This window comes from Streptomyces gamaensis, assembly GCF_042656465.1.
Taxonomy (GTDB): Bacteria; Actinomycetota; Actinomycetes; order Streptomycetales; family Streptomycetaceae; genus Streptomyces; species Streptomyces gamaensis.
The window spans coordinates 154,657-167,003 of sequence record NZ_JBHSPB010000010.1; the positions used below are offsets into that span (position 1 = coordinate 154,657).

The following is a 12,347-nucleotide window of genomic DNA, read 5'->3' on the forward strand; positions in this document are numbered from 1 at the left end:
GCGATGGTGACGTTCGCGCAGGCGCAGGCGCAGGAGCGCGGGGAGCGCTGGATCAACGGCGGAGTGCCGGCCTCCCTCCAACGCGAGGTGAAGGTACGGGAGTTCGGACTCGGCTTTGTCGTCTGGGCCGAGGACCGTACGGAGGGCCCGTCCCCGGACGGGGGCCGTACGCGTATGGTCGTCGCCCGCGACAGCGGCGAGACCACACTGTGGCCGGGCCTGCCGGTGGGTGAGGTGATCCGGTACTACGAGGAGGAGTACGGGACCGTGGAGGAAACGGTGCCGTCCGCGGACGAGCAGCCGAAGCGGCTGGACCTGGAAGCGACGTCATTCCTGCTGAGCCCGCCGCAGTGGCTCCAGGACGCGGCGGACGCCATGGGCATCCCGGACCGGAGGGGGGCTTCGGGGGCTTCGGGGGGCGTGGCGTCCGGTGCGGGTGCGTCTGCGGGGCCGGTTCCGGGTGAGGGTGTGAGGTCGGGGTCGGGTCCGGTTTCGGGGGCGCAGTCCGGTACGGCCGCGTCCGCGGGGGTGGCTCCGGGGGAGGGTGCGGGTTCGTCCGGGGCCCCGGTGACGGCTGCGGCTTCGGGGCCGGGCGTGGTTCCGGGTGCGCAGTCTCGTGCGGCCGCGCCTGCGGGTCCGGCGGCGGGTTCGGGCTGGGACGAGGTCAATGGCGGGGAGGGTGACGGGGGTTCCGTCAGGCCGCCCGCTACCGTGCTCGCGCCCGCGCTGTCGGGTTCGGACGAGGACGACGCGCCCCCGCCGTCCGCGCGGTCCGAGGCGAAGACCGCCCTGCTGCCCGGCGGCAGCGGGCTGCCGCGCACGGCGGTCGTCCCGGCGGCCGTGGAACCGGAGGGCCCGGAGGGCGCCGGCGCGCCCGGGGCCGTACCCCCGCCCCCGCCGCCGAGCACCCCGCCGGGTGGTTACGTGCCCACCGCGCTCGTGTCCCAGGTCGGCCCCGGAGGCCCGGCGCCGGAGCACGGTGCCGGAGCGGCGGGCGTCCCGGGCGGGCCCGGTGTCCCCTCGCAGCCCACGGATCCGGGCGCGACGCGGGACCAGGGCGCCCCGGCCGCACCCGGCGCCCCCGGACAGCCGGGCGCCCCCGCGCCCACCGCTCCGCCGGGTGCCCCCGGCGTGCACGCGGCCGCCACCGTGCTCGCCGACCCCGGTACGCCCGGCGCACCGCAGGCCCCAGGGGCTCCCGGTCGGCCCGTGGGCGCCGGTCCCGTACCGCCGCCGGCCGCGCCCCCGAGCGCGCCCCCCGGCGACCGGGGGCCCGACGGGGTGCACGCCGCCGCGACCGTACTCGCGGCCCCGGACACCCCGAACGCGCCCACGGCCCCGCCGCCCCCGCCCGGCGCACCCGCCGCTCCGGCACCGTCCGCACCGGGCACCCCGCCGGCCCCCGGCACCCCGCCCGTACCCGGAGCCCCGGCGTACAGCCACCCGCAGCCGCCCTCCGGTGTGCCCACCGTCGGCCCCGGCTACATGGCCGTGCTTCGCTACCGCGCGCACGACGGTTCCGAGCAGCAGGTGATCCGGCGCAGCGCGCCGGGGACCCCGCACCCGGAGTGGCAGATCCTGCACGAGCTGCGCGCGCTGAACGTCCCGCCGCAGCAGGTGCTGGAGCTGCACACGGAGCTGGAGTCCTGCGACCTGCCGGGCGGTTACTGCGCCCGCATGGTGCGCGAGAGCTGGCCGCAGGTGCGCGTCAGCCACACCGCCGCGTACGGCAAGGACCACGCCTCGCGCCAGCAGGGCATGCGCCATCTCGTCGCGCACCAGGGCGAGTTGCACCAGGTCGCCGACGGTCCGGCGCGCCCCGCCCCGCACCGTGTGCCGCTGCCGGGGCCGGGCCGGGTCCAGCCGGCCCCGCCCGCCGGCCCGGACGTGATCGCCCGCGAGCTCGCCGAATCCTTCGGCCCGCAAGGGGTGTTCCGCTTCGAGCAGCGTGCCGTCGCCCGCCAGGGTGTGCCGGAGGCGGTGGCCCAGACCCTCGTGTGGGCCGGACTGCCGCTGGACGTGGCCCCGTTCTTCTGGGCGCAGGCCCAGCCCGGCCGCCCCGTGCCGACGCTCGCGGAGCTCGCGGCGGAGCGGCGCGTGCAGCCGGCCGCCGACGCGGGCTCGTACCTGGTGATGGGCACCGACTACGGCCGTCAGCTGTGCGTGCAGTACGGCACGGCGCACATCGTGGCCGTACCGCTGGAGGCCGGGCCGGGCGGCGCCCCGGTGCCGCCGCAGTTCGTCAACACGAGCCTTCCCCAGTTCGTACGCTCTTTGGCGCTGCTCGGGAAGATGTGGCGCTGGCGCTACGGGCTGACACCGGAGCAGGCGGGACGCTGGACCACCGATTTCCAGGCGCAGCTCGCCGCGCTGGACCCGGCGGCGCTGACCTCGCCGGAGCACTGGTGGGCCGTGCTGGTCGAGCAGATGTGGGACGGTCTGTTCTAGGGATCCCGCCGACGCCTTGCCGCCTTGCGGGGAATTAAGGGCGTCCGGCCGTGACAGTGAGGCCGGACGCCCTGTTCTGTGGGTTGGCGCATCCTTGTCAGGAGAAGCGGGCGGAGTGTCGCGTTATGGGCAGCTTCCGTCGTCCAGGAATGATGTGCGCCGGACCGCGTCGCATACCGGATATGCGGGATATAAGGGGCTTCAAGGATGAGTGCATCGGTGTCTCCCGACGGTTTCACTGTCGTCAGGGGTCGGGGCTACCGGCCTGATCAGGTGGTGAGCGCCCTGGCGGAGCGGGCGCGCGAGCGTGACGCCGCCTGGGAGCGCGTGGCGCGGTTGACCGTGCTCGGGCGCGAGATGGAGGACGAGCTGGAGCGGCTGCGCCGGGTGGTCGCGAAACTCCCGCCGCAGACCTACGAGTCGCTGGGCCACCGCGCCCAGGGCCTGCTGTTCACGGCGCAGGCGGAGGCCACGACGCTGCGCGAGCGCGCGGGCGCGGAGGCCGCCGAGCTCAAGGAGGCCGCCGAGGCGCACGGGCGCGCCGTGCGCGACGCCGCGCAGGAGTACGGGACGGCGGTGCGCGCGGAGGCCGACGAGTGGGCGCGGCAGGCGACGCAGGCCGCGCAGGCCGTCGCCGACGACCTGCGGACGGCGGTGCGCCGCGAGGTGAAGGAGCGGCGCGAGAAGTCCCTCGACATGCTCAAGGAGATGAAGCAGCGCACGGCCGACGCCCTCGCGGAGCAGGAGAAGGAGCAGGCCGAGCGCTGGGAGGCGGCCGGCCGCGAGATCGCCGAGCGCGGGGCCGCGCTGGACGTGCGCATCGCGGCCATGGAGGAGTACGCGGCCAACGCGCTCGCGGAGGCCAAGCGCCGTTACGCGGAGGCCGAGGAGGCCGCCCGGCACGGCCAGGAGGACGCCGAGGCGCAGGCGTCCGCGCTGATCGCGCAGGCGCGGGTGCGCGAGGAGCGGATCGTCCGCGACACGGAGCGGGTGCTGCGCGAGCACGACGAGCGGCGCGAGGAACTGCGGGCGCACATGGCGCACGTACGGCACAGCCTGGCGGCCCTGACCGGCAAGCCGGTGGCGGAGGACGCGAGCGCGGGCGAACTCTAGCCGCGCCGGAGCGTTTGGGCGCTGCCTTGCGCTCGGGTGCTGCCTTCTACCCCCTCGATCCGGGGTGGAAGGCAGCGCCGCGTCACTTCCTCGTTATTTCTTCGTTCCGCTCGCGGACGGGCTCGCCTTCGCGGTCGGCTTGGCGGAGGTCTTCGCCGTCGGGCTGCCCGAGGGCGCCGGCTTCGCGCTCGTGGAGCCGGAGGGGGTGGCGGGGGTCTCCTTGGGCGTGACGGTCAGCGCGACGGTGAGCTCGGCGCCGTCGGCGGTCGTCAGGTGCAGCACGTACTCCCCGGCGTGTTCGTCCGTGAACAGCTTCTGCGTGAGCTTGAGTTGCCCGTTCTCGTCGGTCTTGCCGAGCGGGAGCGTGCGGACCGGTTTGCCGTTCGCGTCCTTGAAGTACGGTCCGGACGTCGCGGCGTCCTTGCCGTCCTTCGTGGTCACGGTCGCGGTGACCTCGACCCCGGCCACCGGCCGGCCCGTGCCTGCGCCGGTGGCGGCCTTGACCGTGCCGAGGTCGCCGAAGGAGGCGCCCGCGGCGGCCTTGAGGGTCTTGTCGCCGGTGCGCTCCAGCGCGATCGGCTTGACGGTCGCCCTGTACGACACGGGCGTGATGTCGCGGCCCTCGACCTTGGCGGTCACCGTGAACGTGCCCGGCTTCCGGCCCGCGACCACGGCCGGTACCTCGGCGAGGCCCGACTTGCCCGTGGTCACAGTGACCTTCGTGGACCGCTCCGTGGTGAACTGCGACCCGGTGTCCCCGTCGAGCGTGATGTCCACCTTGGTACCCGGTACCGGGGTGCCGGAGGCGTTGGTGACCAGGACGTAGGCCTTCTCGGCGAATTGCTCGCCCGTGGTGGCCTCCCACTTGCGGTTGCCCAGTGCCTCCAGCCGCTCCGCGACCACCGGCGGCGGCGTCGGCTTCTCGTGCCCGCCCCCGCCCGGCTTGTTGCCCGGATCCGTCGGCTCGGACGGCTTGGACGGCTCGGAGGGTTTGGACGGCTTGCCGGGCTGCTGTCCGTTCGACGGCGGCGCCGGGGTCGCCGGCTTCGGCGGGGAGGACGGGCTCGGCGTGCCGCCGGAGGGGCCCTTCGGGCGGCCGGGGTTGCCGGGGAAGCCCGGGAAGCCGGGGCTGCCCGGGAGCGAGGGGAGCTCGGGCACGTTGCCGCTCTGGTACGTGCGCATCCACGCGGTCACCGCGGTCACGTAGGCGCGGGACGGGTTGTAGCTGAGGATGGCCTTGTCGAGGTCGGCGGGGTTGTTCATGTCCCGGCCGTTGGCGCACAGATAGCGCGCGGTGGCCACGGCGGCGTCGTAGATGCTGTTGGGGTTGCCCCCGCCGCCGACGAGCTCCCACGTGGACGGCAGGAACTGCATCGGGCCGACGGCCCGGTCGTACTCGGTGTCGCCGTCCCAGCGCCCGCCGTCGGTGTCCTTGACGACCGCGAACTCGCCGCCCGTCAGCCGCGGGCCGAGGATGGGGCTGGAGCTGTAGCCGTTGGTGTAGAGCTTTCTGCCCTCCATCGTGCCGTGCTCGGACTCCACCTTGCCGATGCCCGCGATGAGTTCCCAGGGCATGTTGCAGCCCGGCTTCTCGGACCTGATGCTCTCGGCGGCCTTGCGGTAGGCGTCCAGGGCGGCGGCGGGTATGCCCGTGTTCGCGTCGGGGGCGGCGACCTCCCCGCCGGGCAGGCCGGCGCCGGGCTGGCCCGGGAGGCCGCCGGGGGAGGTCGGCTTGAGGTCGGGGAGGGTCAGGTTGGGCGTGCCGTGCCGCTGTGCCTGCGGACTGCCCGGACCGATGCCGGGGTCGTCGGCGTCCGCCGTGTTGTGCGGCGGGCTGACGCCCACCGCGGCGGTGAGGCTGGCCACGAGCAGAGCCGTGCACAGACCCTGCCGGGAGACGCTGGCAGCGCGAGTACGGAGTATCTTCACGGAGCTGCTTCCTTCGGAGACCGGCGGCCGGTGCGAGAGGGTCGCACGCTACCCCCTCGGCCAATAAAGCCGAACACTAATTCCCTCTGACCCCAATTGTCTTGCCCCGGGCACGGCTTCACGGTTTCTTCGTCCGTCGTTCCCTCTACGGAGTCGACTGGCTGTCCGTTTCGCGGTGTTCGTCAGTATCTTTCGTTACGTCTCGAAGTACCTCGGTAGCGCAGCGTTGTTGAGAAGTCGGTTGCTCCGGTGGTGAACGGGCCGTGGGAGGTGCGGGGTTCGCGGTACCGCTTCCGTTGTCCACCGTTCCGTCCGCGCGCGGGCCCGTACGGCCCGTACGGCCCGTACGGCCCCACCGGCACCCGCCCCCCGGGCCCCCTCCCGCTCCGGCGGCGGGTGTCGGTGGGCCGTCGTAGGCTGGGGCACACCCGGCCCGTGACACGTGTCGGGCCCTTCGTGTTTCGCACCCCGGGATGGAAGCCCCATGAGCCTGCACGGTCTGCTCGACGCCGTCGTCAACGATCCGGCGCTCGCCGAAGCGGTGAAGGCCGCGGCCGACGGGAACCGGCCGCACGTCGACCTCGTGGGCCCGCCCGCCGCGCGGCCCTTCGCCGTGGCCGCCCTCGCGCGGGAGGCGAGGCGGCCGGTGCTGGCCGTGACCGCGACCGGGCGGGAGGCGGAGGACCTGGCGGCCGCGCTGCGCTCCCTGCTGCCCCCGGACGGGATCGTGGAGTACCCCGCGTGGGAGACGCTCCCGCACGAGCGGCTCTCCCCCCGCTCGGACACCGTCGGCCGCCGCCTGGCCGTGCTGCGCCGGCTCGCGCACCCCAGCGCCGACGACCCGGCGGCCGGCCCGGTGAGCGTGGTCGTCGCGCCCGTACGGTCCGTACTGCAGCCGCAGGTCAAGGGGCTGGGCGACCTGGAGCCCGTCAGCCTGCGCACGGGGCAGGCCGCCGACCTCGAAGAGGTCGTGGACGCCCTCGCCGCTGCCGCCTACGCACGCGTCGAACTCGTCGAGAAGCGCGGCGAGTTCGCGGTGCGCGGCGGCATCCTCGATGTCTTCCCGCCCACCGAGGAGCACCCGCTGCGCGTGGAGTTCTGGGGCGACGACGTCGAGGAGATCCGCTACTTCAAGGTCGCCGACCAGCGCTCGCTGGAGGTCGCCGAGCACGGCCTGTGGGCGCCGCCCTGCCGCGAGCTGCTGCTCACCCCCGAGGTCCGCGAGCGGGCCGCGGCCCTCGCCGAGCGCCACCCGGAGCTCGGCGAGCTCCTCGGGAAGATCGCCGAGGGGATCGCGGTGGAGGGCATGGAGTCCCTCGCCCCGGTGCTCGTGGACGACATGGAGCTGCTGCTGGACGTGCTGCCCGCCGGCAGCATGGCCGTGGTGTGCGACCCGGAGCGGGTGCGCACCCGCGCGGCCGACCTCGTGGCGACCTCGCAGGAGTTCCTGCAGGCGTCCTGGGCGGCGAGCGCGATGTCCAGCGCGGGCGAAGCCCGCTCCACCAAGGGTGGTGGTGGGCGACGGGCGGGCGGTAAAGCACCCATCGATGTGGGCGCGGCCTCGCTGTGGGGGATCGCCGACCTGCGCGACCGGGCCCGCGAGCTGGGCATGATGTGGTGGTCGGTGAGTCCCTTCGCCGCCGGTGAGGAAGAGGGCGACGGGGACACCCTCAAGCTCGGCATGCGCGCCGCCGAGAGCTATCGGGGCGACACCGCCCGCGCCCTCGCCGACACCAAGGGCTGGCTCGCCGAGGGCTGGCGCGCCGTGTTCGTCACCGAGGGCCACGGGCCCGCCGCCCGTATCGCCGAGGTCCTCGGCGGCGAGGGCATCGCCGCCCGCCTGGACGCGGACATCGCCGGGATCACCCCGTCCGTCGTGCACGTCTCCTGCGGCAGCCTCGACACCGGCTTCACCGACCCCGGCCTCAAGCTCGTCGTGCTGACCGAGACCGACCTGTCCGGGCAGAAGTCGGCCAGCAAGGAGCTGGGCCGGATGCCGGCCCGCCGCCGCAAGACCATCGACCCGCTGACCCTCCAGTCCGGCGACTACATCGTGCACGAGCAGCACGGCGTGGGCCGCTACATCGAGATGGTGCAGCGCACGGTGCAGGGCGCCACCCGCGAGTACCTGCTCGTGGAGTACGCGCCCGCCAAGCGCGGCCAGCCCGGCGACCGCCTGTACATCCCCACCGACCAGCTGGAGCAGGTCACCAAGTACGTCGGCGGCGAGGCCCCCACCCTGCACCGGCTCGGCGGCGCGGACTGGACCAAGACCAAGGCGCGCGCGAAGAAGGCCGTCAAGGAGATCGCCGCCGACCTGATCAAGCTGTACTCGGCGCGCATGGCCGCCCCCGGGCACACCTTCGGCCCGGACACCCCCTGGCAGCGGGAGCTGGAGGACGCCTTCCCCTACGCGGAGACGCCCGACCAGCTCACCACGATCGCCGAGGTCAAGGAGGACATGGAGCGGTCCGTGCCGATGGACCGTCTCATCTGCGGCGACGTCGGCTACGGCAAGACGGAGATCGCCGTGCGCGCGGCTTTCAAGGCGGTGCAGGACGGCAAGCAGGTCGCCGTGCTCGTGCCGACGACGCTGCTGGTGCAGCAGCACTTCGGCACGTTCTCCGAGCGGTACGCGCAGTTCCCGGTCTCGGTGAGGGCCCTGTCGCGGTTCCAGACCGACAGCGAGGCCAAGGCGGTGCTGGAGGGGCTGCGCGAGGGCTCCGTCGACGTCGTCATCGGCACCCACCGGCTGTTCTCCTCCGAGACGAAGTTCAAGGACCTCGGCCTGGTCATCGTCGACGAGGAGCAGCGCTTCGGCGTCGAGCACAAGGAGCAGCTGAAGAAGCTGCGGGCCAACGTGGACGTGCTGACGATGTCCGCGACGCCCATCCCGCGCACCCTGGAGATGGCGGTCACCGGCATCCGCGAGATGTCGACGATCACCACACCGCCGGAGGAGCGGCACCCGGTGCTCACCTTCGTCGGGCCCTACGACCAGAAGCAGATCGGCGCCGCCATCCGCCGTGAACTCCTGCGCGAGGGCCAGGTCTTCTACATCCACAACCGGGTCGAGTCGATCGACCGGGCGGCGGCGCGGCTGCGGGAGATCGTGCCCGAGGCGCGCATCGCCACCGCGCACGGGCAGATGTCGGAGTCCGCGCTGGAGCAGGTCGTGGTCGACTTCTGGGAGAAGAAGTTCGACGTGCTGGTCTCGACGACGATCGTGGAGTCCGGTATCGACATCTCCAACGCCAACACCCTCATCGTCGAGCGCGGCGACAACTTCGGCCTCTCGCAGCTGCACCAGCTGCGCGGCCGGGTGGGCCGCGGCCGCGAGCGCGGCTACGCCTACTTCCTCTACCCGCCGGAGAAGCCGCTGACCGAGACCGCGCACGAGCGGCTGGCGACGATCGCCCAGCACACCGAGATGGGCGCGGGCATGTACGTGGCGATGAAGGACCTGGAGATCCGCGGCGCGGGCAATCTGCTCGGCGGCGAGCAGTCCGGGCACATCGCGGGCGTCGGCTTCGACCTGTACGTGCGCATGGTCGGCGAGGCCGTGGCCGAGTACCGGGCCTCGCTGGAGGGCGGCGCCGAGGAGGAGGCCCCGCCGGAGGTCAAGATCGAGCTGCCGGTCGACGCGCACGTCCCGCACGACTACGCGCCGGGGGAGCGGCTGCGGCTGCAGGCGTACCGGGCCATCGCCTCGGCGAGCAGCGAGGAGGACATCCGGGCCGTCCGCGAGGAACTCACCGACCGCTACGGCAAGTTGCCCGAGCCGGTGGAGAACCTGCTGCTGGTCGCCGGCCTGCGGATGCTGGCCCGCTCCTGCGGCGTCGCCGACATCACGCTGCAGGGCTCCAACATCCGCTTCGGCCCGGTGGAGCTGCGCGAGTCGCAGGAGCTGCGGCTCAAGCGCCTGTACCCGCGCACGGTCCTCAAACCGGCCACCCAGCAGATCCTGGTCCCCCGCCCGGCCACCGCCCGCGTCGGCGGCAAGCCCCTCGTCGGCCGCGAACTCCTGGCGTGGACGGGGGAGTTCCTGACGACGGTTCTGGGGTAGCGACGACGGCGCGGAGGCCCTGAGGGGCGGCGGCGGTGCTGGGGTCGCAGGAGTCGCCCCGGGGTGTGCGGGTGGAGGCCCGGGGTGTGCGGGTGGAGGCGCGGGGCGTGCGGGCGGAGGCGCGGGGCGGCTCGTGCGGGCTGCGGTGTGGCCCGCGTGTGACGCCCGGCGCGGCTTCCCGTGCCTACGCCGCGTCCCGCGCCGGCCCGGCGGACGCGCGTTCCAGGACGTATATCCCGCCCGCGCTGCCCAGCAGCGTGTACGTGCTGCCGGGGTGCAGCCGCTGCCCCTCGGCGGCCAGTTCCGCGGCGGAGCGGTCGTCCGCGCTGCTCAGCGTTATGTAGTCGGGGACGATGCCGCGGGTGTCGCCGACCCACAGCACCCGGCAGCGGGAGGCGAGCCGGCTGATCGGCGTGACGTCCGACTCGACGGTGGCGCCGTCCGGTATCCGCGCCAGCAGCGCCTCGGCGGCCCGCACCGGCTGGGGCACCCGGTAGGTCGCGGCCTGGGTCAGCCCGTACAGGGGAAGCGACGCGGTGAGCGTGAGCGCGGCGGCCAGCACGGCGCCCGGCAGGTGCCGCGCGTACGAGCGCAGCCAGGGGCGGCGGGCCCTGCGGGCACCGGCCAGCGCGTCGGTCAGCGCGACGAGGACGACGGGCATCAGCACCGCGCTGTAGTGGAAGTCGGTCCCCCAGTAGTGGTCGTCGTGGGACAGGAACCGCCACCCCAGCGTCGGCAGCGCGACGATCAGCACCGGTGAACGCAGCGCCAGCAGCCCGGTGGTGGGCAGCAGCACCCACAGCAGGGTGCGCACCGCGGTGTCGAGCGGTATCACCGGCGCGCTCCCCCCACTGCCGCCGATCTTGTTCCAGTAGTCGTAGGCGCCGCCGTTGAAGGCCGGGATGATCACGCCGAGGGTGAGCGCGGTCGCGGCGCAGCCGAAGACGACGAGCCCCAGGGCCAGGGCGGCCGCGCGCGGCTCCCCGCGCCCGCCGCGCAGCCGGACCAGGATCAGCACGCCGATCGCGGCCGCGGTGACCCCCAGGTCCTCCTTGACCAGGACGAGGGGCACGGCCCACCACACCGCGGCCCGCCAGCGCTGGCGCACCACCGCCTCCAGGGAGAAGGCGATCAGCGGCACCGCGAAGGCGATCTCGTGGAAGTCGAAGTCGACCGCGCGCTGCACCCCCCAGGACAGCCCGTAGGCGATGCCTATGGCCAGGCCGCGCCGCCGCCCGAGCAGTCCGGCGGCGAGCCGGGTGACGGGCACGGCGGACAGCGCGAAGAGCGCGGCCTGCGCGACGAGCAGGGTGACGGGCCCGGGAAAGACCCGGTAGAAGGGGGCGAGCAGGGCGGTGATGGGGCTGAAGTGGTCGCCGAGGAGATTGGTGCCGGGCCCCTTGAGGTCCGCCACGGGCGCCCCGAGGTGGGCGTAACCGTGTATGCCCTGCTCGAAGATGCCCAGGTCCCAGGACATGGTGAGCATCCGCCGGTGCCGGCACACCGACAGCGTGGCGAACAGGACGAACAGCGCGGCGGCCAGCCAGTACGGGTCGAACCGGGGAGCGCGCAGGCCCGCCGCGCGGCGGGCACGGGGACCGGGCACGGTGCCGGTCGCGCCCTCGGGCCGGCCCGGGGCCGGAACGGTGGCGGCTGCGGCCGGGTCCATGGGTGTCTTCCTTCCGATGGTGGTCACGACTGCTCGCCGGCGGTCCCGGCAGGCTCGTCCTCGGACCCATGGGCAGGGCCGCACTGTCGGCAAAGGGTACGCGGCCCCGGAGAGACCCCCGTCCTCTCCGGGGCCGGCCCGGCTCACCGCCTGCGGACCCGGGCTGCCGTCCCGTACCCGCCGGGGCACGGCACCCCTTCGACGCCTCGTCCCGCGTCGCGGTTCAGCCCGTCTTCTTCCAGTCGGCGCAGCCCTGCGTCTTGAAATAGGCGTCCTGGGAGGTGACCGTCACCACGGCACTGCCCGTGACGTTGTCGTTCGCTTCGACGGAGTCCGACTCGTGCAGGGCGTTCTTGTCACGCTCCCAATAGCAGCCGGACTTGTTGCCCTCGGCCCGGTAGGTGCCGGGGGCTATGTCGACACCCACCTTGTACATGCCGTTGCCGGACAGCTGCGCCTTCGGGGCGGTGTCTGCCGGGGCGTCGGCCTTCACCAGCTCCCAGCTCTTGCAGCTGCTCGTCTTGAACACCTTGTCGCTGTCCGCGACGGTCACATACGTGGTGCCCACGACATTGTCGTTGGCGAGGACCGCGTCCATGTCGCCCGTGGCGTCCTTGGCGCGCTCCCAGTAACAGCCCGCCTTGTTGCCCACGGAGCGGTAGGTGCCGGGCTTGATGTCGGAGCCGACACGGAACGTGCCGTTCCCGGACATGTCCGCCTTCGGCTTGCCCTTGCTCTTGTCCGCGCCCGCGTCGGCGGCCTTGCCCGCGTGGTCCGCGCTCTTCGCGGTGGCCCCGCTCTCCTCGCCACCGCCGCCGACGGCCGTGCCGACCGCGATCACCGCGACGAGGGCGCCCGCGCCCGTGAGCACCTTGTGGCGCGCGAACCAGTTCCGCCGCTTCGGCTGGGAGTGCTGAGACATGGCTGACACCTTTCGGTGTGGAGAGCTTCGTGAACCGATGTGGCAATCACAGCAGAAGCTGTGAACCGAGTCAACAAGATCCACTCGTTCGAGTGAGTTCACGGCTGTGAATGGGTCGGTCCGGTGTCCGCGGGTATGCTCGGGACCACGCGAGCGAGGCGCGCGAGCGCGGGAGAAGGGGAGGGGAGTCACGTGTCGGG

6 protein-coding genes are annotated in these 12,347 nt (G+C 73.6%); 3 read left to right on the forward strand and 3 right to left on the reverse strand.

Going from position 1 to position 12,347, the window contains the following annotated elements; all coding sequences use genetic code 11:
* The first annotated feature begins 3 nt into the window (after positions 1 to 3).
* Positions 4 to 2,448 (forward strand): SUKH-4 family immunity protein, encoded by a 2,445-nt coding sequence (locus tag ACFP1Z_RS18295; protein ID WP_390317489.1) that lies wholly within the window; start codon positions 4 to 6, stop codon positions 2,446 to 2,448.
* A 276-nt stretch (positions 2,449 to 2,724) separates the two neighbouring features.
* Complete coding sequence (locus tag ACFP1Z_RS18300) at positions 2,725 to 3,561, forward strand: coiled-coil domain-containing protein (protein ID WP_390317490.1); 837 nt, start codon at positions 2,725 to 2,727, stop codon at positions 3,559 to 3,561.
* A gap of 93 nt (positions 3,562 to 3,654) precedes the next feature.
* On the opposite strand, the gene ACFP1Z_RS18305 is transcribed toward ACFP1Z_RS18300, so the two are convergent.
* Complete coding sequence (locus tag ACFP1Z_RS18305; RefSeq protein WP_390317491.1) at positions 3,655 to 5,490, reverse strand: lytic transglycosylase domain-containing protein; 1,836 nt, start codon at positions 5,488 to 5,490, stop codon at positions 3,655 to 3,657.
* Positions 5,491 to 5,974: 484 nt separating this feature from the next.
* Between ACFP1Z_RS18305 and mfd the strand changes: the two genes are divergently transcribed.
* Positions 5,975 to 9,556, forward strand: a complete 3,582-nt coding sequence (mfd, locus tag ACFP1Z_RS18310; protein WP_390317492.1) for a transcription-repair coupling factor — start codon at positions 5,975 to 5,977, stop codon at positions 9,554 to 9,556.
* A gap of 184 nt (positions 9,557 to 9,740) precedes the next feature.
* Here the strand turns inward: mfd and ACFP1Z_RS18315 are convergent, their stop codons facing one another.
* Together ACFP1Z_RS18315 and ACFP1Z_RS18320 are read right to left on the reverse strand one after the other, a co-directional pair.
* Positions 9,741 to 11,225, reverse strand: coding sequence for a DUF2079 domain-containing protein (locus ACFP1Z_RS18315; RefSeq protein WP_390317493.1), 1,485 nt, complete (start codon positions 11,223 to 11,225; stop codon positions 9,741 to 9,743).
* A gap of 223 nt (positions 11,226 to 11,448) precedes the next feature.
* On the reverse strand, positions 11,449 to 12,147 hold the full coding sequence (locus tag ACFP1Z_RS18320) for a hypothetical protein (RefSeq protein WP_390317494.1): 699 nt from the start codon (positions 12,145 to 12,147) through the stop codon (positions 11,449 to 11,451).
* Between the last annotated feature and the right edge of the window lie 200 nt (positions 12,148 to 12,347).